This window comes from Streptomyces mutabilis (genome assembly GCF_014649815.1).
Taxonomy (GTDB): Bacteria; Actinomycetota; Actinomycetes; order Streptomycetales; family Streptomycetaceae; genus Streptomyces; species Streptomyces mutabilis.
In genome coordinates this window covers 126,036-148,247 of record NZ_BMTT01000013.1, presented here as the reverse complement: position 1 = coordinate 148,247, position 22,212 = coordinate 126,036, and the positions used below count along the sequence as shown (strand labels likewise).

Genomic DNA, 22,212 nt, shown 5'->3' with positions numbered 1-22,212 from the left:
ACTCCAGAGAACGGGACGGCACGGGGACGCACGCCGGAAGACGTACGCCGTAGGACAACAGCCGTCCAGTCTACGACGAAGAGGAGGACTCCTTCGCCCGGTCGGACTGCGCCGGTCCTCGCCGCACCGCACCCGGCGCGTTCCAGTCCTGCCGCTTGCGGGCGCGCCGCTTGGCCGCCTCGGAGGACTGGAGCTGGTAAGGCACCGAGGTGACCATGACGCCGGGGGTGAAGAGCAGGCGGCCCTTGAGGCGCAGGGCGCTCTGGTTGTGGAGCAGGTGCTCGTACCAGTGGCCGACCACGTACTCGGGGATGATGACCGAGACCGCGTCGCGCGGGGACTCCTTGCGCAGGCTCTTGACGTACTCGATGACCGGCCGCGTGATCTCGCGGTAGGGCGAGTCCAGCACCTTCAGCGGTACGGCGATGCCGCGGCGCTCCCACTCGTCGCGCAGGGCCTTGGTCTCGGCCGGGTCGACGTTGACGCTGAGCGCCTCCAGAGTGTCGGAGCGCATCAGCTTGGCGTAGGCGAGCGCGCGCAGGGTCGGGCGGTGGATCTTTGAGATCAGGACCACCGAGTGGACGCGGGAGGGGCGCACCATGTCGTCGCTCTGGGCCGCCTCGGGGCCCTCGGGGGCGGCGATCTCCTCGGCGACGCGGTCGTAGTGCTTGCGGATGGCCGTCATCGTCGCGAAGAAGATGCACATGCCGAGCAGGGCGACCCAGGCGCCGTGCGTGAACTTGGTGGCCAGTACGACGACCAGGACCAGGCCCGTGAAGAAGGCGCCGAAGGCGTTGATCGCGCGGGAGCGGATCATGCGGCGGCGGGCGGCCGGGGCCTTCTCCGTGGCCAGGTGGCGGTTCCAGTGGCGGACCATGCCGATCTGGCTGAGCGTGAAGGAGACGAAGACGCCGACGATGTAGAGCTGGATCAGGCGCGTGGAGTCGGCGCCGTAGACGAAGACCAGGAGCATCGCCGCGCCGGCCAGGAGCACGATGCCGTTGGAGAAGGCCAGGCGGTCGCCGCGGGTGTGCAGCTGGCGGGGCAGGTAGCGGTCCTGGGCGAGGATCGAGCCGAGCAGCGGGAAGCCGTTGTACGCGGTGTTGGCGGCCAGGAAGAGGACGAGCGCGGTGGCGGCGGCCAGGACGATGAACAGGAAGCTGCCCTCGCCGAAGACCGCCTCGGCGACCTGCGAGATCACCGGGTGCTGCACGTAGTCCGCGCCGAGCGGGACGCCGTCGTGGAAGAGGTCCTTGGCCGGGTTCTCCGACATGCGGACGTCGGTGGCGGCGGCCAGCGCGATGATGCCGCAGAACATGGTGACGGCGAGCAGGCCCATCATCGCGAGGGTGTTGCCCGCGTTCTTCGACTTGGGCTTGCGGAAGGCCGGGACGCCGTTGGAGATCGCCTCGACGCCGGTGAGCGCGGCACAGCCGGAGGAGAATGCGCGTAGCAGGAGGAAGACCAGGGCGAAGCCGGCCAGGCCGCCGTGTTCCGGCTTGATCTCGTAGTCGGCGGTGGGGGCGCGCATGGTGTCGTCCAGGACCAGGCCGCGGAAGGCGCCCCACGCGATCATGATGAAGACGCCCGCGACGAAGACGTACGTCGGGATGGCGAAGAGCGTGCCCGACTCCTTGACGCCGCGCAGGTTCATCAGGGTCAGCAGCAGGATGACGGCGATCGCGCAGAGGACCTTGTGCTCGACCACGAAGGGGATCGCGGAGCCGAGGTTCTCGATGCCGGAGGAGATGGAGACGGCGACGGTCAGGACGTAGTCGACCAGCAGGGCGCTGGCGACCGTCAGACCGGCCTTGGGACCGAGGTTGGTGTTCGCCACCTCGTAGTCGCCGCCGCCGCTCGGGTAGGCGTGGACGTTCTGTCGGTAGGAGGCGACCACGGTGAACATCAGCACCACGACCGCGACCGCGATCCAGGGGCTGAAGTGGTACGCCGACACGCCCGCGATGGACAGCACCAGCAGCACCTCGCCGGGCGCGTACGCCACGGAGGACAGCGGGTCGGAGGCGAAGACGGGGAGGGCGATGCGCTTCGGCAGGAGCGTTTCCCCCAGCCGGTCACTGCGCAGTGCGCGCCCGATCAGGATCCGTTTGGGCACGTCGGTCAGTTTGGACACAACAGAGGATCGTAAGCCTTCGAACGGGCGCCCGCCCAACCGCCACCCCCGAGCGGCACGCCCTCTGCTCTACGGGTGAACTCGGATACCCGTAGGGCTGCGGATTCCGCAGGTCGTGCGGGCGGCGTGCCTGAATGTCTGCCTGTATGAGGAACGCCGCCCGATTGCCGACCGCTCCCCCACTGTTGCACCGCCCCCTGGAGGTCCCATGCATCTGAGCGACCTGAGCGCAGAGCTGATCGGCGGCGGCGCCACGCTCGTCGGCCTCGGAATCCTGACTCTTGCCAGCATCCGCAGCATCGGCCGGCGGAGGTCCTCGGCCGGAGGGTGAGCGGGCCCATGCGGCCCCCCGAGGCATGCCGCTACGTTGGGGGCGGACGATGGGGGAATCCGAGCTTCCGCTCGGGTTCCGGACTTCCCCGGGCCCCGAGAGGCGTCAGGGCCGGTGCTCACCGGCATGATGTTCCCCTGCGGCCGCACACCGGCCGCGACGTGTCGCCAGGCGAGCCGAAAGAGAGACATGAGCAGGACATCCACAGAGGCCGGCGGGCCCGCAGAGAGCGGGGTGTGAGGCGATGCACATCGTCATCATGGGCTGCGGGCGCGTGGGCTCGGCCCTCGCGCAGAACCTGGAGCAGCAGGGGCACACGGTCGCCGTGGTCGACCAGGACCCCACCGCCTTCCGCCGCCTCGGTTCCACGTTCGGCGGCCGCAGGGTCACCGGCATCGGCTTCGACCAGGACACCTTGCGGGAGGCCGGCATCGAGGAGGCGGGCGCCTTCGCCGCCGTCTCCAGCGGCGACAACTCGAACATCATCGCCGCCCGGGTGGCCCGCGAGATGTTCGGCGTGGAGAACGTCGCCGCCCGCATCTACGACCCCCGCCGCGCCGAGGTCTACCAGCGCCTGGGCATCCCCACGGTCGCCACCGTCCGCTGGACGGCCGACCAGATGCTGCGCCGGCTGCTCCCCTCGGGCGCCGAGCCGCTGTGGCGCGATCCCACCGGCGGCGTCCAGCTCGCGGAAGTGCACACCTCGGCGTCCTGGGTCGGCCACAAGATCAGCCGACTGCAGGACGAGACCGGGGTGCGGGTGGCATTCCTCACCCGGCTCGGGGAGGCGATCCTGCCGTCGTCGCAGACGGTGTTGCAGGAGGGTGACCTGGTGCACGTGATGATGCGCACCGACGAGGTCCACAAGGTCGAGGCGGCGTTCGCCAAGGGTCCCGAAGAGGAGGGCGGTCACTGATGAGGGTCGCCATTGCCGGAGCCGGTGCGGTCGGCCGTTCGATCGCGGGCGAGCTGCTGGAGAACGGCCACGAGGTGCTGCTGATCGACAAGGCGCCGACCGCGATCTCGGTCGAGCGGGTGCCGATGGCGGAGTGGCTGCTCGCGGACGCGTGCGAGATCACGTCCCTGGACGAGGCGGCGCTCCAGCGCTGCAACGTCGTGATCGCCGCGACGGGCGACGACAAGGTCAACCTGGTCGTCTCCCTGCTGGCCAAGACGGAGTACGGCGTTCCGCGCGTTGTCGCCCGGGTGAACAACCCGAAGAACGAGTGGCTGTTCAACGAGTCCTGGGGCGTGGACGTCGCCGTCTCCACGCCGCGGCTGATGTCGGCCCTGGTGGAGGAGGCGGTGAGCGTCGGCGACCTGGTCCGGCTGCTGCGCTTCAGCCACGGCGACGCCAACCTGGTGGAGCTGACCCTGCCGGAGGAGTCGGCCCTGGCCGGCACCCAGGTGGGCGACGTGGAGTGGCCCGAGGACACCTCGCTGGTCACGATCATCCGCGGCACCCGGGTGCTGACGCCGTCCCGGGAGGACTCCCTGGAGGCCGGCGACGAGCTGCTGTTCGTGGCGGCGCAGGCCCGCGAGGAGCAGCTCGAGGACCTGCTGTCGGCGCGGAAGGGCAGTACGGCGCGCTGATCCGGCGCAGGGCCGCACGGCCCGCCATACGACGGTGGGGGCGCCCGGAGATTTCCGGGCGCCCCCACCGTCGTGTGCCGTCACTCCCCGCAGTACGTCGTCTCTCGGGGTCCGTCGGTCCTCGCGGTGCCGTCAGCCGCTGCGGTGCCTGCCGCCGGGCGCCGGGTCCTGGGCGTCCTCGCCCCGTGCCTCGCGCTCGGCCTTCTCGCGTGCCTTCTGCTCCTTCTCGGCCTGCTCCGCCGCCTCCATCTCCGCGAACACGTCGATGGGCGCCGGTGCCTTCGCCAGGAAAACCCAGGTCAGCCAGACGGCGAGCAGGAAGGGCGGGATCTTCAGGGTGACCAGGACCCAGCCGAGCTGCTCGGTGTCCGCCCACCAGTACAGCGGGAAGAGGATCGCCGACTTGGCGAGCAGGATGAAGCCCCAGGCGTAGCTGGCCTTGGTGTAGGCCTTCTTGCGGCCCGGGTTCCGGGTGCGCCAGGAGAGGTTCTCCTTGAAGACCGGGCCGAGGATCAGGCCGATCAGCGGCACGCCGGCCAGCGAGGTGACGATGTACGCCAGGGCCAGGCCCAGGGTGTAGAGCATGCCCGGCAGATAGAAGTTCTTGGCGTTGTCGGTCATCATCGCGAAAACCACGCCGAAGGCGACGCCGAAGACACCGCTGAAGGCGTGCTTGACGGTGTCCTTCATCGCCAGCCGGACCACGACCAGCACCAGCGACACGGCCAGCGCCGCGATCGCCGACATGTGCAGGTCGCTGTTGAGCGTGAAGATGGTGACGAAGAGCAGGCCCGGCAGCACCGTCTCGACCATGCCCCGCACGCCGCCGAACGCCTCGAAGAGCGCGGCCTCCGTCACCGTTCGGGCGTTGTCCGCTTCCGTGTCCTGGGTGTCTTCGGTCGGCTTGTCGAGCGACGTCACCGGCTACTCCCGTCCGAGGGGTCTCAGTTCGTATTTCGGGTTGAAGAGCACCCGGCGGCCCCGGCTCATGGAGATCCGGCCCGATGCGATGAGCTTGCGCCCCGGCTCTATGCCCACGATGGAGCGTCTGCCCAGCCACACGACGTCCAGGGCGGCGGAGCCGTCGAACAGCTCGGCCTCCAGGGCCGGGACGCCCGCGCGCGGTCGCAGGGTGACCGTGCGCAAGGTACCAGTAACCGAGACGATCTGACGGTCCTGGCAGTCCCCGATGCGGGTGCAGCCGGCGGTGTCGGCGTCCTCGCGCAGTTCCTCGGACTCCAGGTCCTCCTGCGACGAGGAGAGCCGGTCGAACATGCGCCGGAACCGGCCCACCGGCTTGTCGGAACGCGGAGCAGCACTCATATCAGAAGCGTACCGGGGCGGACCGACAGCCATGCACCCCTCTCGGGCCGGTATCGCGAGGCTCACCTTTCGCTCCCCGCCCGCTCACCTCTCGAAGCGGTACCCCATGCCCGGCTCCGTGATGAAGTGGCGCGGGTGGGCCGGGTCCGTTTCCAGCTTGCGGCGCAACTGCGCCATGTAGACCCGCAGGTAGTTCGTCTCCGTCCCGTACGACGGTCCCCACACCTCCTGCAGCAGCTGCTTCTGGCTGACCAGGCGGCCGGTGTTGCGCACCAGCACCTCCAGCAGGTGCCACTCGGTGGGCGTCAGCCGTACGTCCCTGCCGTCCCGGTTCACCTTCTTCGCGGCCAGGTCGACGGTGAACCCCGCGGTGTCGACGATCACGTCGTCCTCACCGCCCGGGACGGGCTCGGCCCGGCGGACGGCGGCGCGGAGGCGGGCGAGCAGTTCGTCCATGCCGAAGGGCTTGGTGACGTAGTCGTCGGCGCCCGCGTCGAGCGCCTCGACCTTCTCGTCGGAGGAGTGCCGGGCGGACAGCACCAGGATCGGCACCCGGGTCCAGCCGCGCAGGCCCCGGATCACCTCGACGCCGTCCATGTCGGGCAGGCCCAGGTCCAGCACGACGACGTCGGGGTGGCGGGCGGCGGCGAGCTGGAGGGCGGTGGCGCCGTCGTGGGCGGCATCGGCCTCGTAGTGCCGGGCCTTTAGGTTGATCACGAGCGCGCGCACGATCTGCGGTTCGTCGTCGATCACGAGCACCCGGGTCATCGGGCGGCCTGCCTTTCTGCTGTCGCGCTTCCCGCGGTCGCGAAGGGGGGAGTACCGGCGGGTGAGCCCGCCGCGCGGAGGGTGAGAACCATGGTGAGGCCGCCGCCGGGGGTGTCCTCGGCGTTCAGGGTGCCGGCCATCGCCTCGGCGAAGCCCCGGGCCACGGCGAGGCCGAGGCCCACTCCGGCGCCGCGCGGGGCGTCGCCGTACCGCTGGAAGGGCTCGAAGATGCATTCCTTGGCGTCGTCCGGCACGCCCGGCCCCCGGTCGACGACCCGCACCTCGACGCGGTCCGCGAGGGCGCTGGCGGCGACCAGGACGGTCCGGCCGGCGGGGCTGTACTTGACGGCGTTCTCGATCAGGTTGGCCATCGCCCGCTCCAGCAGCCCGGCGTCGACGGCGACCATGGGCAGCGTCTCGGGCACGTCCAGCTCGACGCTTCCGTCGGGCACCCCGCCGAGGGCCATCGGCACGACCTCGTCGACGTCGATCTCGCGGATCAGCGGCGTGACCGTGCCGGTCTGGAGGCGGGACATGTCGAGCAGGTTCCCGACGAGGTGGTCGAGGCGGTCGGCGCCCTCCTCGATGCCCTCCAGGAGTTCGGCCCGGTCCTCATCGGACCACGCAACGTCGTCGGAACGCAGACTGGTGACCGCCGCCTTTATCCCGGCGAGCGGCGTACGCAGGTCATGGCTGACGGCGGCCAGCAGCGCCGTGCGGATGCGGTTGCCCTCGGCCAGCGCGCGGGCCCGGTCGGCCTCCTCGCGCAGGCGCCGCCGGTCCAGGACGACGGCGGCCTGGACGGCGAACGCGGCCAGCACCCGGCGGTCCTCGGCGGGCAGCACGCGGCCGGTGAGCGCGAGGGCCATGTGGTCCCCGATTGGCATGTCCACGTCGGCGTCCTCCGGGCGCCGCACCGGCGGGCCCGTACCGGCGCGGCCGGCGCAGGTCCAGGGCTCCACGTCGCCCTCACGTTCCAGCAGGGCGGCCGACTCCATGCCGAAGGACTCGCGCACCCGTTCCAGCAGGGTCTCCAGGCTGGTCATGCCGCGCAGGACGTCGCCGGCCAGGAAGGAGAGGATCTGCGACTCGGCGCGCAGGCGGGCGGCTTGGTGGGTGCGGCGGGCGGCGACGTCGACTACGGAGGCCACGGAGAGCGCGACGCCCACGAATATGGCGAGCGCAAGCATGTTCCGGGGGTCGGCGATGGTGATCCGGTTGACCGGGGGCGTGAAGAACCAGTTGAGCAGGAGGGAGCCGACCGCGGCCGAGGCGAGCGCCGGGTAGAGGCCGCCGAGCAGTGCGGCTGCCACGGTCAGTGCCAGGTAGAGCAGGACGTCGTTGGCGAGGCCCAGGTGGACGGTGTTCAGCAGCAGCGTCAGCAGGACCGGTCCGCCGAGGCCCGTGAGCCAGCCCCAGACGATCCGGGAGCGGCCGAGCCGTGCGCCTCTGGCCACGGGCAGTCCGCGGCCCTTGGCGACCTCCTCGTGCGTGACGATGTGGACGTCCAGGTCGGGGCCGGACTCGCGGGCCACCGTCGCGCCGACGCCGGGGCCGAAGACGTACTGCCAGGCCTTGCGGCGTGAGGAGCCGAGGACGATCTGGGTGGCGTTGCTGCCGCGCGCGAAGTCGAGCAGGGCGGCCGGTATGTCGTCGCCTAGCACGTGGTGGAAGGTGCCGCCGAGGTCCTCGACCAGGGTGCGCTGCACCGCCAGCTCCTTCGGGGAGGCCGCGGTGAGCCCGTCGCTGCGGGCTATGTAGACGGCCAGCACCTCGCCGCCCGCGCCCTTCTCCGCGAGGCGCGCGGCCCGGCGTATCAGGGTCCGCCCCTCGGGGCCGCCGGTGAGGCCGACCACGATGCGCTCGCGCGAGCCCCAGATCTTCGAGACGCGGTGCTCGCTGCGGTACTGCTGCAGGTACTCGTCGACCCGGTCCGCCACCCACAGGAGGGCCAGCTCGCGCAGGGCGGTGAGGTTGCCGGGGCGGAAGTAGTTGGACAGGGCCGCGTCGACCTTGTCCGGCTGGTAGATGTTGCCGTGGGCCATGCGCCGACGCAGTGCCTGGGGCGACATGTCCACGAGTTCGATCTGGTCGGCCCGCCGTACGACCTCGTCCGGCACGGTCTCCTGCTGCCGTACGCCCGTGATCGACTCGACGACGTCGCCGAGGGACTCCAGGTGCTGGATGTTGACGGCCGAGATCACGTCGATGCCCGCGGCCAGCAGCTCCTCCACGTCCTGCCACCGCTTGGCGTTGCGGGCGCCGGGGACGTTGGTGTGCGCCAGTTCGTCCACCAGGGCGACCCCGGGGCCGCGTGCCAGCACCGCGTCGAGGTCCAGTTCGGTGAAGACGGCGCCGCGGTGCACCAGCTCCCGGCGCGGCACCTGCTCCAGACCGTGCAGCAGGACTTCGGTGCGCGACCTGCCGTGGTGCTCGACGAAGGCCACGACGCAGTCCGTGCCCCGCTCCACGCGGCGGTGCGCCTCGGACAGCATCGCGTACGTCTTGCCGACGCCCGGTGCCGCACCGAGGTAGATCCGAAGCTTGCCGCGTCCCATGGCCTCATTGTCTTCCGGTCAGCGCTGGCTGCGCAGCGTCGACCTTACGGCCAGCAATCCCGACGAATCAGGTCGGAATACGGGACGCCGGTGCTCTTTGACGGAACCCTGACGCCCCGGTACCCACGACGCCACCCTGCTGGACCTCGCCGACCGGGTGCTGAAGCTCCGGGACGGGGAGATCGTCGCGCAGTGACTGGCGACCAGGACGGTGACCCGTTCGCTGCGTACGGCCCGCAGCAGCTCCATCACGGCGTGCCCGGTCTCCGCGTCCAGCTGACCGGTGCTCGTCGGCGATCAGCAGCGCCGGGTCGTTGGCGAGGGCGCGGGCGACGGCGACCCGCTGCTGCCGCCCGCCGGACAGCTCACCGGACCGCTGGGCGGCGTGGTCGGCGAGGCCGACGAGGGAGAGGAGCAGTGCGACGCGCTCCTCGCGTTCGCGCGGTGGGGTCCGGCGCAGTCGCAGCGGGACGCCCACGTTCCCGGCGGCCGTGAGGACAGGGATGAGCCCGAAGGACTGGAAGACGAAGCCGACGCGGTCCCGGCGCAGGGTCAGCAGCCCGTCCTCGTCCAGGTCCGCGAGTTCGTGGCCGTCGCCCCGGACCCGCCCGGCGTCGGCCGCGTCCAGCCCGCCGACGATGTTGAGCAGCGTGGTCTTCCCCGAACCCGACCGCCCCTTCAGGGCGACGAGCTCACCGCGCGGCACCTCGAAGGAGACGCCGCGCAGGGCGTGTACGGCGGCGGCGCCGTGACCGTACGCCTTGCGCACGCCCTCCACACGCACCATGGCCCCGGTGACCACCCGACTCATGAGCCGCCGTGCACCGGGCGCCGGTATCGCGAGGAGTCCGGGAGGGTTCAACGGCCCTGCCCGCCCCGTGCCCCCGGAACACGCCCGCACGCCGCAGGGGCCGCACCCCGGGATGCGGCCCCTGCGTCACGTACGGGAATCCGTACCGAGTCCTCGCCTACCGGACCTCGGTGATCTCCGGGCCGCGCTGGAGCTGGCCCATGCCGCCGGAGAAGCGGGAGCCCTCCTCCTGCTGGACGCCCTCGGGGACCATCTGCGCGTCGTTGGGGAGCTTGAGGACGATCGGGTCGCGGGGGGCCATCGGGCCCTCGCCTCGGACCACGACCGTGTCCCGGAAGATCTGCTCCAGCAGCCCGGCGGCCTGCGGCTGCACCGCGCCCTGTCCGGAGATCACTCCGCGCAGGAACCAGCGGGGACCGTCGACGCCGACGAACCGCACGACCTGGAAGCCGCCCGTGCCGTCCGGCAGCTGCACCGGGACCTGCGCCCGCAGCTCCCAGCCCAGCGGGCCCTCGACCTCCTCGATGATGCCACCCTGCTGGGTGATGCCGGAGGCGATCTCCTCACGCACCTCGCCCCAGATGCCCTCGCGCTTGGGCGCGGCGAAGCCCTGCAGCTGGATGGCGCTGTCGCGCAGCACGACGGTCGCGGCGACGATCGCGTCGCCCGCGACCTCCACCCGCAGCTCCATGCCCTCGACTCCGGGTACGAAGAGACCGCCCAGGTCCACCCGGCCCTCGGCGGGGTCGCGGACCTCGGCGCTGTCCCAGGGCCCGTCGGGCCGCGGTTCGGGCTCGAGCCTCACGCGCTCGCGCTCCCCGTCCGCCTCGGTGTCGACGCTGTCGACGACCTGCTCGGCCTCGCCGGCCGCGTCCTCGGCGGCATCCCTCTTCTTGCGACGTCCGAACACGTCACTGTCCTTCCCGGTCGGATACGACCGAAGCGTATCGATTCCCACCCGTCGGGCCACCATCGGCGACCTGACCGCTTGTGCCGCTTGCCCGGTCCGTCCCGGCGTGGCCGCCGGTGGACCCGAAGCCCCCCTCGGCCCGCGCCGAGTCGGGAAGCTCCGCGACCTGTCGGAAGCGGACCCTCTCGACCTGCTGGACGACCAGTTGGGCAATCCGGTCGAAGCGCTCGAACCGCACGCTCTCGCGCGGATCGAGATTCACCACGATCACCTTGATCTCCCCACGGTACCCGGCATCAATCGTCCCCGGGGCATTCACGAGGGCGACGCCGCAGCGGGCCGCGAGACCGGATCGCGGGTGCACGAAGGCCGCGTACCCCTCCGGGAGCGCCACAGACACGCCCGTGGGCAGTACGGCTCGGTCGCCGGGCGCGAGTTCGCAGTCGACGGTGGTCCGCAGATCCGCGCCGGCGTCACCGGGCTGCGCGTACGCCGGGAGCGGTACGTCGGGGTCGACGCGGCGGATCAGGACCTCGAGGTCCGGTCGGGGCTCACGGTGTCCGGGGTCGGGGAGGCTCACGGGTTCACCTCGAAGGCGCGGGCGCGGCGGAGCTGGTCGGGGTCGTCCATGGCGGCGCGGATCTCCTCCTGGCGGCCGTGGTTCACGAAGTGTTCGACCTTGACCTCGATGAAGAGGGCGTCGGCGCGTACGGCCACCGGGCCGTCGGGTCCGCCGATCCGGCCGGTGGCGGTGGAGTAGATCTTCCGGCCGGCCACCGCGGTCACCTCGGCCTCCAGGTACAGCGTGGTGTCGACGGGCACCGGCCGCAGGAAGTCGGTCTCCAGCCGCCCGGTCACCGCGATCGTGCGCAGGAGCCAGTTCAGCGAGCCCAGGGACTCGTCCAGCGCGGTGGCCAGCACGCCGCCGTGCGCCAGGCCGGGGGCGCCCTGGTGGGCGGGTCGCACGGTGAACTCGGCGGTGATCGACACGCCTTCACCGGCGCGCGCCTCGAGGTGCAGCCCGTGGGGCTGGTCGCCGCCGCAGCCGAAGCACTGGCCGTAGTGGGCACCGAGCGGCTCGCCGGGGGCGGGCGCGTCGGGGTGCCGTACGGGTTTCACGGCATCGGCGGGGGGCTGGAGACCAGGGGAAGTACCACTCACAGGCGCAGACCTTACCCGCGCGTCGGCCGAACACCGATACCGTGCCAAGCTTGGTGCATGCAGCTCTCCACCGCCCCTTACGAAGAACGCCTCACCGCGCCCCGCTCCTGGTGGCTGGGGTCCTTCCTGGTGGGGCTCTCGTTCGCCCTGATCCTGCTGCCCTTCGGCACGCTGCCGATGCTGGGCGGCCTGGCCGGCGGAACGGCGGTGGCCGCGGTGGCGGCCAGTTCGTACGGCGCGGTCCGCATCCGCGTCGTGGGGGACTCGCTGATCGCGGGCGAGGCGAAGGTGCCGCTCTCCGCCCTGGGCGAGGCGGAGATCCTGGACCCGGAGGAGGCCCGCGCCTGGCGCACGCACAAGGCCGACACCCGTGCCTTCCTGCTGCTGCGTGCCTATATCCCGCGGGCGGTGCGCGTGCTGGTCACGGACCCGGAGGACCCGACTCCGTACCTGTACCTGTCGACCCGCGAGCCCGAGCGGCTGGTCGAGGCGCTGAAGGCGGCGAAGGCGGCGGCATGACGCCGGGCGGGCGAGTGTCAGTGGCCGCCGTCCCCGCCGGGAGGGCGGCCGGACCCCTTCGGTCCGAGCTCCTTGGTGAGGGCGCCCATGTCCAGCGCGTCCCGCGGCCCCTCCAAGGGCGGTAGCTCGTCCAGGGCGCTCCACGGCACCTGCTTCTTGCGCAGGTCCACCCTGATCCTGTCGGCCAGCTTTCTGGTGTCGCGGCGGTTCATCACGGCGCCCACGGCGGCGCCGACCATGAACGGCATGAGGTTCGGCAGATTGCGCACCATCCGCTTCATGATCTGCTGACGCAGCTGGCGCTTCATGTGGCTGTTCATCGCCGAGCCGAGGGTCGACGGCTTGACCACGTCCACGCCGCGCTCGTCCGACCACGAGTTCAGGTACGCCGTGCTGCGCTGCGCGAGGGTGCCGGGCGGACGCACGCCGTACACCTCGTGCAGCTCGGCGATCAGCTTCAGCTCGATCGCGGCCACACCGGTGACCTCGGCGGCCAGCTCGGTGGGCATCGCGGGCGGTACGGGCATCATCGCGGCCGCGCCGATTCCCGCGCCGACGGTGGCCGTGCCCTTGGCCGCGCCGGCCACCAGCCGGTCGGCGAGCTCCTCGGGGCCGAGGCCGGGGAACTGCCTGCGCAGCGTCGCCAGATCTCGTACGGGCACGCGCGGCGCCAGTTCGATGATCCGGTCGGCGAGGTGCCCCAGGGCGGCCCTGGCGCGCTGGCCGCCGTTGCGGACGCCCTGTCCGGCCTTGCGCCGGAACGCCGCTGCCCGGCGCCGGGCAGCGGGTGCCGGCGTCCGCGCGGTCGCCGGGAGGTCACCCCGGTCGGCCACTGAGTCGAGCGGGGCCGTCCCCGTATCGGTCGGGCCCCGCTCGTCGTCACGCGCACTGAAGGGGCCGTCGAGCGGCCCTTGGTCCGCTTCCCGCCTGTGGAAGCGGCGCTTCCAGGGAGGGGTCGAGCCAGTCACGGCCGACCCCGCCTCAGTCGCAGTCGCGGCAGATGGGCTGGCCGTTCTTCTCCCGGGCCAGCTGGCTGCGGTGGTGCACCAGGAAGCAGCTCATGCAGGTGAACTCGTCCTGCTGCTTGGGCAGTACACGGACGGCCAGTTCCTCGTTCGAGAGATCGGCGCCGGGAAGCTCGAGGCCTTCCGCGGCCTCGAACTCGTCGACGTCGACGGCCGAGGCGGACTTGTCGTTCCGCCTGGCCTTCAGCTCTTCGAGGCTGTCCGAGTCGACGTCGTCGTCGGTCTTGCGTGGAGTGTCGTAATCGGTTGCCATGGTCGCTCTCCCCCTCTGGGTGTCTGCGGTGTCTCCAGCGCACGTAACGCGTGAGAGGCCGGACTTGTGCCCGACCCGAGGCGGAGATTTTGCCTCACATCAAGGTCTGTTACTCAATCGACACCCAACCGGACTCCTCATGAGTGATCGGCTTGGATGGCGATGGGGACCGTACACGGTCCGAATGTCGCACTTCAAAGGCGCCTCACCGTGTACTTCCCGTGATCAGGGCCCCTGAAAACCAGGACTTTCCCGGCCTTCCGACGGTGTGCATGATCACGGAGAGTAGGTGGCGAGAAGGCCCATGCTGTGATCGATCACACAGGCAACTCCTGGGCCTTCGGCCTGGAAATTCCGCTCAAAGCGAACATCCTCGGGTGTCGGTGAGATGTCGGGGTCATGATCTCAGACGGGGAGCGTCACGCGCATCACGAGCCCTCCGCCTTCGCGCGGTTGCGCGTAGATGTGCCCGCCGTGCGCCCGGGCCACCGACCGCGCGATGGACAGACCGAGGCCGACCCCCTTGTCGCTCCCCGTGCGCTCGGTGCGCAGGCGGCGGAACGGCTCGAAGAGGTTGTCGATCTCGTACGCCGGCACCACGGGGCCGGTGTTGGTGACCACCAGGACCGCCTGGCCGTTCTCGACCGAGGTGGTGACCTCGGCCCAGCCCTGTTCCGCCACGTTGTAGCGCACGGCGTTCTGGACGAGGTTCAGGGCGATCCGCTCCAGCAGGACGCCGTTGCCCTGGACCACCGCGGGCTCCCGGACGCCGCGGATCTCCACGCCCTTGGCGTCTGCCTCGGCGTGCACCTGGTCGATGGCCTGACCGGCCACCTCCGCGAGATCCACCGGCTTGCGCTCGACGATCTGGTTGTCGCTGCGGGCGAGCAGCAGCAGGCCCTCGACGAGCTGCTCGCTGCGTTCGTTGGTGGCCAGCATCGTCTTGCCGAGCTGCTGCAGTTCCACCGGGGCGCCCGGATCGGACAGGTGCACTTCCAGCAGGGTGCGGTTGATCGCCAGCGGTGTGCGCAGCTCGTGGGAGGCGTTGCCGACGAAGCGCTGCTGGGCGGTGAAGGCCCGCTGCAGCCGCTCCAGCATGTCGTCGAAGGTGTCCGCCAGCTCCTTGAGCTCGTCGTCCGGACCGTCCAGCTCGATCCGCCGGGAGAGGTCGGAGCCCGCCACCGCGCGCGCGGTGCGGGTGATCCGGCCCAGCGGCGACAGGACGCGTCCGGCCATGGCGTAGCCGAAGGCGAAGGCGATCACGGCGAGGCCGAGCAGAGCCAGCAGCGAGCGGCTGAGCAGCCGGTCCAGGGCGACCTGGCGCTGGCGGTCCATGCAGTCGCTGATCGCGGCGTTGAACTCCGACAGCGACAGGCCGCCACTGGCGACTCCCGGACAGTCGTTGCTCGCGACCTTGAGGTCCTGGTAGTCGACGATCTTGTAGAGCGGTTGGTTGCCGGTGCGTACCGCCTCGGCGGCGAGCAGGTAGATGATCGACAGCAGCAGGATGCCGGCGATCAGGAACATGCCGCCGTACAGCAGCGTGAGCCTTATCCGGATGGTGGGCCGCAGCCACGGCATCGGGGTGGCCGAACGCGGGTCCCAGGTGGGCTTCGGGGGCGCCCCGGGGGGCGCGGGTGTCGTCGCCACGGTCGATCAGATCCGGTAGCCGGAGCCGGGGACGGTGACGATGACGGGCGGCTCGCCCAGCTTGCGGCGCAGGGTCATGACGGTCACTCGCACGACGTTGGTGAACGGGTCGGTGTTCTCGTCCCAGGCCTTCTCCAGCAGCTGCTCCGCCGAGACGACCGCTCCTTCGCTGCGCATGAGTACCTCCAGTACGGCGAACTCCTTCGGCGCGAGCTGCACCTCCTTGCCGTCCCGGAACACCTCGCGGCGGTTCGGGTCGAGCTTGATTCCGGCGCGCTCCAGCACCGGCGGCAGGGGCACGCTGGTCCGCCGGCCCAGGGCGCGCACGCGTGCGATGAGCTCGCTGAACGCGAAGGGCTTGGGCAGGTAGTCGTCGGCGCCGATCTCCAGGCCCTCGACCCGGTCGCTGACGTCGCCGGAGGCCGTGAGCATCAGCACGCGCGTGGGCATGCCCAGTTCCACGATCTTGCGGCACACGTCGTCGCCGTGCACGAGCGGGAGGTCGCGGTCGAGGACGACCACGTCGTAGTCGTTGACGCCGATGCGCTCCAAGGCGGCCGCACCGTCGTACACGACGTCGACGGCCATGGCCTCCCGGCGCAGTCCGGTGGCCACCGCATCGGCGAGCAGTTGCTCGTCCTCGACGACGAGTACGCGCACGTCGCTGTCCTTCCTGTGTCCACCCGCGCAGCGCTTCCGGGGCGCACGAGGGCAGGGGTTGGCGGGGTGTGTTGCCTCCATCCTGCCCTTTTCGGCCATAAGTCGGCTGTAAGACGGGTGAGGGTCCGGGAGGAACACCGGTGCGCGAGCGGGAATGCGAGATTTTCTCGCGTGGTTGAGGTTTCCGCGGAAGGACGCGGGGGGAGGACGGCTTTACACCCCGCGATCACGCTCTGCCTGTACCGCGTCACCGCGCGGTACACCGCGGTCCGCTTCCGCAGAGCGGGCGTGGGTGTCCGGCACCGTCGCCGCCCGGCAGGGCAGCGCTGGGCACTCCACCGGAGACGTGATCGCCCCTTCCGAACGGCACACCCCCGTGCCATCGACCCACGACCCAGGACGAGGGGGCGCAGCATGGACGCTTTCACCGCAGGACTTCTGCAGCGCATAAAGACGACCGAGTCCGACCTGTCCCGGGCCCGCGACGAGGGGGACGAGTTCCTCGTCGAGGTGGAGCTGGGAGAGCTCGACGACCTGCGCCGTCTCGCTGCCGAGCACGGCGTGGAGGTCGGCACGACCAGCGTCTGACCAGCCCGTCAACGACGGGGCCCCGGCGGGATCCAGCGCCGGGGCCCCGTCGTGTGTGTTGCCGTTTCGGCGGTTGGGCGGTTCGGCGGCGGGCGGGAGTATCGGGCGCGCGGGCAGTGCGGCGTGGGTGGCAGCGCGGGCCGGTCCGGCCCCGCGCGGGCGACGGCCGGGCCGGGCCACGGAGCCGAGCCGACCGGGCCGCCCCACGCGGCGCCCGCGCGAAACCGCCCGCGGTCACCAGATACGCGCCCGGCTGGTCGGACACGGGCGGCGACGACACCTAGTCCGCCGTCGGCGCCGAGCCGACGGTCCCAGCTCGCCGCCGCTCGGCACCAGGTGCGTGCCCGGCGGATGCAGCGCCGGCCGTGCCGGCAGGCGCTCCCCCCGGCACTGACCGGCACCCCCGCCGAGCCGCCGGAGGTCTACGCGCCGAGGTCCGTCAGGAGTCGCTGGAGGGGCTCGAAGACCTCCGGGGTGGCCGCGATCGTCAGGTCGGCGGACGGCCGCTCACCGGGACGTCCACCGGTCACCGCGCCCGCTTCCCGGGCGATCAGGTCCCCGGCCGCGAGGTCCCACGGGTGCAGCCCGCGCTCGTAGTAGCCGTCGAGGCGGCCGGCGGCCACGTCGCACAGGTCGATCGCGGCGGACCCGCCGCGCCGGATGTCGCGCACCAGCGGGATCAGCCGGCGCGCGATCTCGGCCTGCTCGGACCGGACGTCGGCGACGTAGTTGAAGCCGGTCGAGACCAGGGCCTGGTCCAGCGGAGCCGGGGCGCGGCGGGCGAGCCGGCGCTCGCCGTCCCAGGCCCCCGTGGCCCAGGCCCCACCCCCCAGCACCGCGTGGTACGCCTCGCCCCGCATCGGGGCGACGACCACGCCGGCCACCCGCTCGCCGTCCTGCTCCGCGGCGATGGAGACCGCCCAGGTGGGCAGCCCGTACAGGTAGTTGACCGTGCCGTCGAGCGGGTCCACGACCCAGCGGACGCCACTGGTGCCCTCGATGGCCGCGCCCTCCTCGCCGAGGAAGCCGTCGTCGGGGCGCCGGTCGGCGATCAGGCCGGTGATCAGTTTCTCCGCCGCGATGTCCATCTCGGTGACCACGTCGATCGGGCTGGACTTCGTGGCCGCGACCGCCAGGTCGGCCGGTCGGCCGTCCCGCAGCAGCTCGCCCGCGCGGTGGGCGGCCTCCTGGGCGATCTTCAGCAACTCGGCGTGGAACGGGTCGGGCGTCACGTCGGTCACGGGGCTCCTCACGCGTAGGGACTGTCGGCGCCCGCGGCGGCGGGGCGGGGGGCTCGGGCGGGGCAGCAACCGACCGGGCACAGGTTGTGGCTGGCGCCGAGCGCGCCGAGGGCGCAGGGCGCGACCTCCTGCCCGCGCTCGTCGGCGGCCCGCTCCATGACCAGGTCGCGGACCGCGGCGGCGAACCGCGGGTCGGCGCCCACGGTGGCCGAGCGGCGCACCGGCAGCCCCAGCTCCTTCGCCTTGGCCGTGGCCTCCGTGTCGAGGTCGTACAGGACCTCCATGTGGTCGGAGACGAAACCGATGGGGGCCATCACCACCGCGGGAACGCCGGCCGCGTGCCGCTCCTCCAGGTGGTCGCAGATGTCGGGCTCCAGCCACGGGATGTGCGGGGCGCCGGACCGCGACTGGTAGACGAGCTGCCACGGGTGGTCGGCCCCGGTGCGCTCGCGGACGGCGTCGGCGATCACCTGCGCCACGTCCAGGTGCTGGCGCACGTACGCCCCGCCGTCACCGTGCTCCTCGACCGGGCCGGAGGTGTCCGCGGCGGAGTTGGGGATCGAGTGGGTGCAGAAGGCGATGTGAGCCCCTTCCCGCACCTCATCGGGCAGCTCGGCGAGCGACCGGACGACCCCGTCGACCATGGGCTCCACGAAGCCCGGGTGGTTGAAGTAGTGCCGGAGCTTGTCGATCTCCGGCAGCTCCAGCCCCTCGGCCTCCAGGGCGGCCAGCGCGTCCGCGAGGTTCTCGCGGTACTGACGGCAGCCGGAGTACGAGGCGTAGGCGCTGGTGGCGAGGACGAGGATGCGGCGGCGTCCGTCGCGGACCATCTCGCGCAGGGTGTCCGTCAGGTACGGCGCCCAGTTGCGGTTGCCCCAGTAGACCGGCAGGTCCAAGCCGTGCTCGGCGAAGTCCTTGCGCAGGGCGTCCAGCAGGGCCCTGTTCTGGTCGTTGATGGGGCTGACCCCGCCGAAGAGGAAGTAGTGCTGGCCGACTTCCTGGAGGCGTTCCTTGGGGATGCCGCGCCCGCGCGTCACGTTCTCCAGGAACGGGACCACGTCGTCGGGGCCCTCCGGACCGCCGAACGAGAGCAGGAGCAAGGCGTCGTAGGGGCTGGCATCGAGCACGTCTGGCATGTCTCGATCCTGCCACCCGCCACTGACACCCGACCAACGGTGGGGTCACGCCGCGCGTCACAACAGGCCGCGGGCGTGATTCCGGGCATCTTGCGGGCTGTTTCCCGCACGCCTGCACGACTAATCTGTATCGACTGCGTTCGGACCTTACCGAGCACTTCACTGAGCCGTTCCCGGAGACCGCGTTGCCCAGTCCCTACCGCGCCCTGTTCGCCGCTCCCGGCACCAAGGCCTTCTCGACCGCGGGGTTCCTCGGCCGGATGCCGCTGTCGATGATGGGCATCGGCGTGGTGACGATGATCTCGCAGCTCACCGGGCGGTACGGGCTGGCCGGTGCCCTGTCGGCCACCATCGCACTCGCCGCCGCCGCGGCCGGACCGCAGGTCTCCCGTCTGGTCGACCGGTACGGGCAGCGGCGGGTGCTGCGCCCGGCGACCCTGGTGTCACTGACCGCGGCGGCCGTGCTGCTGCCGGCCGCGCACTACGGGTGGCCGGACTGGGTGCTGTTCGTGGCCTGCGTCGGCATCGGCTGCGTGCCGAGCCTCGGCGCGATGGTCCGGGCCCGCTGGGCGGCGCTGTACCGGGGCACCCCGCAGCTGCACACCGCGTACTCGTTCGAGTCCGTGGTGGACGAGGTCTGCTTCATCTTCGGGCCGATCATCTCCATCGGTCTGTCCACGGCCTGGTTCCCGGAGGCCGGGCCGCTGCTGGCCGCCTGCTTCCTGGCGACGGGCGTCTTCTGGCTGACCTCGCAGCGCGCCACCGAGCCCGAGCCGCACCCGCGCGAGGACAAGGGCGGCGGCACCGCGCTGGCCTCCCGGGGGCTCCAGGTCCTGGTCGCCACCTTCGTGGCCACGGGGACGATCTTCGGGGCCATCGACGTGGTCACCGTGGCTTTCGCCGAGGAGGAGGGGCACAAGGCGGCGGCCAGCCTCGTCCTTGCTCTCTACGCGGCCGGATCGTGCACGGCGGCCATGATCTTCGGGCTGCTGCGCTTCGCCGGGCCGCCCGAGCGGCGTTGGCTGCTGGGCGTCTGTGCGATGGCCGTGAGTATGATCCCCCTCCTACTGGTCGGGAACCTGCTGTTTCTGGCCGCGGCGCTGTTCGTTGCGGGGCTGTCCATCGCTCCCACGATGATCACGACGATGTCCCTCATCGACCAGCACGTACCGCGCACGCAGCTCACCGAGGGCATGACCTGGGTGAGCACCGGCCTGGCGGTCGGGGTCGCACTCGGCTCCTCCGCGGGTGGCTGGGTGATCGACGCCTCCGGGGCGCGTGCCGGGTACGGGGTTCCGGCGGTGGCCGGGGCCGTCGCGGTTGCGGTCGGTTTCCTCGGGTACCGCCGGCTCAAGCGGCCGGCTCAGCGTCGAGGAGGAACCGTTGCGCAGCACACGCACGGCAAGCGGGACGGCGAACGGGAAGAGCCGCACATGGCGTAACTGGGGCGGCAACGTCTCCGTGCGCCCCGCGCGGGAGGTCGCTCCCGCCTCCGTCGACGAGCTGGCCGAAGCCGTCCGCGAGGCGGCCGAGGAGGGGCTGCGGGTCAAGGCCGTCGGCACCGGACACTCCTTCACGTCGATAGCGGCGACGGACGGTGTGCTGATACGTCCTGACCTGATGACCGGGATCCGCCGGGTCGACCGCGAGGCGATGACGGTCACGGTCGAGGCCGGCACCCCGCTCAAGCGACTCAACCTGGCCCTCGCACGGGAGGGCCTGTCGCTGACGAACATGGGCGACGTCATGGAGCAGACCGTCTCGGGCGCGACCAGCACCGGCACCCACGGCACGGGCCGCGACTCGGCGTCGATCGCCGCCCAGATCCGAGGCCTGGAGATGGTCACCGCCGACGGCTCGGTGCTGACCTGCTCCGAACGGGAGAACCCCGAGGTCTTCGCCGCCGCCCGGATCGGCCTGGGAGCGCTGGGCGTCGTCACCGCGATCACCTTCGCCGTCGAGCCGGTCTTCCTGCTCACGGCCCGCGAGGAATCGATGCCCTTCGAGCGGGTCCTCGCCGAGTTCGACGGACTCCGGGCCGAGAACGAACACTTCGAGTTCTACTGGTTCCCGCACACCGGCAACACCAGCACCAAGCGCAACAACCGCAGCGCCGGTCCCGAGCAGCCTGTGGGACGGCTGAAGGGCTTGTTCGAGGACGAGTTCCTGTCCAACGGCGTCTTCCAGGCGGCCAACTGGGTCGGCCGCGCGGTGCCCGCCGCCGTTCCCGCGATCGCGCGGATCTCCAGCAAGGCGCTCTCCGCGCGGACGTACACGGACACTCCCTACAAGGTCTTCACATCACCGCGCCGGGTGCGTTTCGTGGAGATGGAGTACGCCGTTCCGTGTGAGGCCGTCGGGGAGACCCTGCGCGAACTGAAGGCGATGGTGGACCGGTCGCGGCTTCGGATCAGCTTCCCGGTCGAGGTGCGCACGGCCCCGGCCGACGACATCACGCTGTCCACCGCCTCGGGCCGCGACAGCGCGTACGTCGCCGTCCACATGTTCAGGGGGACGCCCTACCAGGCGTACTTCACCGCGGCCGAGCGCATCTTCACGGCGCACGAGGGGCGGCCGCACTGGGGCAAGCTGCACAGCCGGGACGCCGAGTACTTCTCCCGGGTGTATCCGCGCTTCGGCGAGTTCACGGCGCTGCGGGACCGTCTTGACCCTGATCGTCTGTTCCGGAACGACTACTTGCGCCGGGTTCTGGGGCCGTAGCCGAGGCGTCCGGGGCCGGGCTCGAGGCGTCGCCGGAGCCGTCGTCCCCGGTGGCGTCCGGGGTGGGTGTCGGGGTGGACGCCGTACCGCCGTCCTCCTGGGAGGTGTCGCCCGAGGACGTGTCGCCGCCGCCGGTGCCGCTCGCGGTCCCGGACGGGGTGGCCGTCGGGGTGTCGTCGCCGGAACCGGGGGCGTGGGAGTCATCGGAATCGCCGGAGTCCTGGTTGCGCGAGTCCCCGGAGCCGTCGTCGGAATCATCCGACTCGCCCGACTTCCCCGAGTCCGGAGAGGACTTGGCGTGGCCGGAGAAGGCACTGCCGACGGTGGTGCTGTGGCCGCCGCTCAGGTTCTCGCCGGAGACGAGTTCGTACGCGGTGATCCCGCCCATGGTGACGCCGAAGACGAGGGCCGCCGCGACCAGCGGGCGCTTCCACCCCTTGGCCCGCGCGCGGTAGACGGTGCCCTCGGTGAACTCCCCCGGGGTCTTGGCGGGAACGGCTCCCGACGCCGCGACCGGTGCGGTCCGTGCGGCACCCGTGCGTTTGACCCGGAGCTGCTCGCCGGTGCGCTTGAAGAAGTGCTGGAGGACCGAGCCTCCGCAGGTGGCGACGACGCTGATCAGGCCGGCGCCGAGGATGGTGCCGTACACGCCGAAGGACGAGGCGAGTTCGGCCGCCACCACCGCGGCCAGGGCGCTGCCCGCGACCTGGGGCACGCTCAGGTCGATCCGCCTGGCTCCCACCTCCGTCGGCGTATCCGTCTCACCTGCATCATCGGACATTTCACGCATCCCCGGACCTTGCCTGTCTTTCCCGTACGTGATCGATCAA

At 71.4% G+C, this 22,212-nt stretch carries 22 protein-coding genes and 1 pseudogene; 7 read left to right on the top strand and 16 right to left on the bottom strand.

The features are described from left to right. Positions 1 to 70: 70 nt before the first annotated feature. Positions 71 to 2,134, bottom strand: a complete 2,064-nt coding sequence (locus IE142_RS24740; protein WP_191887799.1) for an APC family permease — start codon at positions 2,132 to 2,134, stop codon at positions 71 to 73. A 208-nt stretch (positions 2,135 to 2,342) separates the two neighbouring features. Between IE142_RS24740 and IE142_RS37390 the strand changes: the two genes are divergently transcribed. The 3 genes from IE142_RS37390 (at position 2,343) to IE142_RS24730 (ending at position 4,058) form a co-directional block, all read left to right on the top strand. Beyond that, on the top strand, positions 2,343 to 2,465 hold the full coding sequence (locus IE142_RS37390) for a hypothetical protein (RefSeq protein ID WP_268252972.1): 123 nt from the start codon (positions 2,343 to 2,345) through the stop codon (positions 2,463 to 2,465). Positions 2,466 to 2,709: 244 nt separating this feature from the next. After that, positions 2,710 to 3,381 (top strand): potassium channel family protein, encoded by a 672-nt coding sequence (locus IE142_RS24735; protein WP_043378948.1) that lies wholly within the window; start codon positions 2,710 to 2,712, stop codon positions 3,379 to 3,381. Next, positions 3,381 to 4,058 carry a potassium channel family protein gene (locus tag IE142_RS24730; protein ID WP_100047212.1) on the top strand — a complete coding sequence of 226 codons (678 nt, stop codon included), beginning with the start codon at positions 3,381 to 3,383 and terminating at the stop codon, positions 4,056 to 4,058. Before IE142_RS24735 ends, IE142_RS24730 begins: the two co-directional genes overlap by 1 nt. A gap of 132 nt (positions 4,059 to 4,190) precedes the next feature. Here the strand turns inward: IE142_RS24730 and IE142_RS24725 are convergent, their stop codons facing one another. The 8 genes and pseudogenes from IE142_RS24725 to IE142_RS24690 all read right to left on the bottom strand — a co-directional run bounded on the left by IE142_RS24725 (position 4,191) and on the right by IE142_RS24690 (position 11,589). Further along, entirely contained in the window at positions 4,191 to 4,979 is a 789-nt protein-coding gene (locus tag IE142_RS24725; protein ID WP_191887798.1) for a DUF3159 domain-containing protein, read from the bottom strand. Positions 4,980 to 4,982: 3 nt separating this feature from the next. Beyond that, positions 4,983 to 5,381, bottom strand: a complete 399-nt coding sequence (locus IE142_RS24720) for an OB-fold nucleic acid binding domain-containing protein (protein ID WP_071528847.1) — start codon at positions 5,379 to 5,381, stop codon at positions 4,983 to 4,985. Positions 5,382 to 5,465: 84 nt separating this feature from the next. Beyond that, positions 5,466 to 6,149: a response regulator gene (locus tag IE142_RS24715; RefSeq protein ID WP_043378957.1), complete on the bottom strand. Its 684-nt coding sequence runs from the start codon at positions 6,147 to 6,149 to the stop codon at positions 5,466 to 5,468. After that, positions 6,146 to 8,707 carry a DUF4118 domain-containing protein gene (locus IE142_RS24710; protein ID WP_191887797.1) on the bottom strand — a complete coding sequence of 854 codons (2,562 nt, stop codon included), beginning with the start codon at positions 8,705 to 8,707 and terminating at the stop codon, positions 6,146 to 6,148. Before IE142_RS24710 ends, IE142_RS24715 begins: the two co-directional genes overlap by 4 nt. A gap of 18 nt (positions 8,708 to 8,725) precedes the next feature. Beyond that, positions 8,726 to 9,518: pseudogene (locus tag IE142_RS24705) on the bottom strand (ABC transporter ATP-binding protein). A 157-nt stretch (positions 9,519 to 9,675) separates the two neighbouring features. Continuing rightward, positions 9,676 to 10,428, bottom strand: a complete 753-nt coding sequence (locus IE142_RS24700) for a DUF3710 domain-containing protein (RefSeq protein ID WP_191887796.1) — start codon at positions 10,426 to 10,428, stop codon at positions 9,676 to 9,678. Between the two features lies 1 nt (position 10,429). Then, positions 10,430 to 11,008, bottom strand: a complete 579-nt coding sequence (dut, locus tag IE142_RS24695) for a dUTP diphosphatase (RefSeq protein WP_191887795.1) — start codon at positions 11,006 to 11,008, stop codon at positions 10,430 to 10,432. Further along, entirely contained in the window at positions 11,005 to 11,589 is a 585-nt protein-coding gene (locus tag IE142_RS24690) for a PaaI family thioesterase (RefSeq protein ID WP_191887794.1), read from the bottom strand. Before IE142_RS24690 ends, dut begins: the two co-directional genes overlap by 4 nt. 57 nt (positions 11,590 to 11,646) lie before the next feature. On the opposite strand from IE142_RS24690, the gene IE142_RS24685 reads away from it, so the two are divergent. Continuing rightward, on the top strand, positions 11,647 to 12,108 hold the full coding sequence (locus IE142_RS24685) for a DUF3093 domain-containing protein (protein WP_100047205.1): 462 nt from the start codon (positions 11,647 to 11,649) through the stop codon (positions 12,106 to 12,108). 17 nt (positions 12,109 to 12,125) lie between these two features. Here the strand turns inward: IE142_RS24685 and IE142_RS24680 are convergent, their stop codons facing one another. From IE142_RS24680 to IE142_RS24665, 4 genes are all read right to left on the bottom strand, one after another. Then, positions 12,126 to 13,076, bottom strand: coding sequence for a hypothetical protein (locus tag IE142_RS24680; RefSeq protein WP_191887793.1), 951 nt, complete (start codon positions 13,074 to 13,076; stop codon positions 12,126 to 12,128). Between the two features lie 13 nt (positions 13,077 to 13,089). Continuing rightward, complete coding sequence (locus IE142_RS24675; protein ID WP_003993510.1) at positions 13,090 to 13,386, bottom strand: DUF4193 domain-containing protein; 297 nt, start codon at positions 13,384 to 13,386, stop codon at positions 13,090 to 13,092. A gap of 405 nt (positions 13,387 to 13,791) precedes the next feature. Then, complete coding sequence (locus IE142_RS24670) at positions 13,792 to 15,036, bottom strand: sensor histidine kinase (RefSeq protein ID WP_191887792.1); 1,245 nt, start codon at positions 15,034 to 15,036, stop codon at positions 13,792 to 13,794. 6 nt (positions 15,037 to 15,042) lie between these two features. Further along, positions 15,043 to 15,696 (bottom strand): response regulator transcription factor, encoded by a 654-nt coding sequence (locus IE142_RS24665; protein WP_003993508.1) that lies wholly within the window; start codon positions 15,694 to 15,696, stop codon positions 15,043 to 15,045. 414 nt (positions 15,697 to 16,110) lie between these two features. Between IE142_RS24665 and IE142_RS24660 the strand changes: the two genes are divergently transcribed. After that, entirely contained in the window at positions 16,111 to 16,284 is a 174-nt protein-coding gene (locus IE142_RS24660; protein ID WP_019325850.1) for a hypothetical protein, read from the top strand. A 422-nt stretch (positions 16,285 to 16,706) separates the two neighbouring features. On the opposite strand, the gene IE142_RS24655 is transcribed toward IE142_RS24660, so the two are convergent. Together IE142_RS24655 and IE142_RS24650 are read right to left on the bottom strand one after the other, a co-directional pair. Then, positions 16,707 to 17,525 carry an inositol monophosphatase family protein gene (locus IE142_RS24655; RefSeq protein WP_191887791.1) on the bottom strand — a complete coding sequence of 273 codons (819 nt, stop codon included), beginning with the start codon at positions 17,523 to 17,525 and terminating at the stop codon, positions 16,707 to 16,709. A gap of 8 nt (positions 17,526 to 17,533) precedes the next feature. Then, positions 17,534 to 18,661: a ferrochelatase gene (locus IE142_RS24650; protein WP_191887790.1), complete on the bottom strand. Its 1,128-nt coding sequence runs from the start codon at positions 18,659 to 18,661 to the stop codon at positions 17,534 to 17,536. A gap of 185 nt (positions 18,662 to 18,846) precedes the next feature. Between IE142_RS24650 and IE142_RS24645 the strand changes: the two genes are divergently transcribed. Together IE142_RS24645 and IE142_RS24640 are read left to right on the top strand one after the other, a co-directional pair. Continuing rightward, the gene (locus IE142_RS24645; RefSeq protein ID WP_191887789.1) at positions 18,847 to 20,103 is read left to right on the top strand and encodes an MFS transporter; all 1,257 of its coding nucleotides are present in this window, start codon (positions 18,847 to 18,849) and stop codon (positions 20,101 to 20,103) included. Further along, positions 20,045 to 21,382: a D-arabinono-1,4-lactone oxidase gene (locus tag IE142_RS24640; protein ID WP_191887788.1), complete on the top strand. Its 1,338-nt coding sequence runs from the start codon at positions 20,045 to 20,047 to the stop codon at positions 21,380 to 21,382. The genes IE142_RS24645 and IE142_RS24640 overlap by 59 nt, the downstream gene beginning before the upstream one ends. Here IE142_RS24640 and IE142_RS24635 read toward each other — a convergent pair. After that, positions 21,306 to 22,172 (bottom strand): hypothetical protein, encoded by an 867-nt coding sequence (locus IE142_RS24635; protein ID WP_191887787.1) that lies wholly within the window; start codon positions 22,170 to 22,172, stop codon positions 21,306 to 21,308. The two genes, IE142_RS24640 and IE142_RS24635, sit on opposite strands and share 77 nt — an antisense overlap. Positions 22,173 to 22,212: the final 40 nt, after the last annotated feature.

Excerpts from the sequence above, each read along its gene's own strand:
- IE142_RS37390 (WP_268252972.1), top strand. The coding sequence starts at position 2,343 with ATGCATCTGAGCGACCTGAGCGCAGAGCTGATCGGCGGCGGCGCCACG.
- IE142_RS24735 (WP_043378948.1), top strand. The coding sequence starts at position 2,710 with ATGCACATCGTCATCATGGGCTGCGGGCGCGTGGGCTCGGCCCTCGCG.
- IE142_RS24730 (WP_100047212.1), top strand. The coding sequence starts at position 3,381 with ATGAGGGTCGCCATTGCCGGAGCCGGTGCGGTCGGCCGTTCGATCGCG.
- IE142_RS24720 (WP_071528847.1), bottom strand. The coding sequence starts at position 5,381 with ATGAGTGCTGCTCCGCGTTCCGACAAGCCGGTGGGCCGGTTCCGGCGC.
- IE142_RS24715 (WP_043378957.1), bottom strand. The coding sequence starts at position 6,149 with ATGACCCGGGTGCTCGTGATCGACGACGAACCGCAGATCGTGCGCGCG.
- IE142_RS24710 (WP_191887797.1), bottom strand. The coding sequence starts at position 8,707 with ATGGGACGCGGCAAGCTTCGGATCTACCTCGGTGCGGCACCGGGCGTC.
- IE142_RS24685 (WP_100047205.1), top strand. The coding sequence starts at position 11,647 with ATGCAGCTCTCCACCGCCCCTTACGAAGAACGCCTCACCGCGCCCCGC.
- IE142_RS24675 (WP_003993510.1), bottom strand. The coding sequence starts at position 13,386 with ATGGCAACCGATTACGACACTCCACGCAAGACCGACGACGACGTCGAC.
- IE142_RS24660 (WP_019325850.1), top strand. The coding sequence starts at position 16,111 with ATGGACGCTTTCACCGCAGGACTTCTGCAGCGCATAAAGACGACCGAG.
- IE142_RS24650 (WP_191887790.1), bottom strand. The coding sequence starts at position 18,661 with ATGCCAGACGTGCTCGATGCCAGCCCCTACGACGCCTTGCTCCTGCTC.
- IE142_RS24635 (WP_191887787.1), bottom strand. The coding sequence starts at position 22,172 with ATGCGTGAAATGTCCGATGATGCAGGTGAGACGGATACGCCGACGGAG.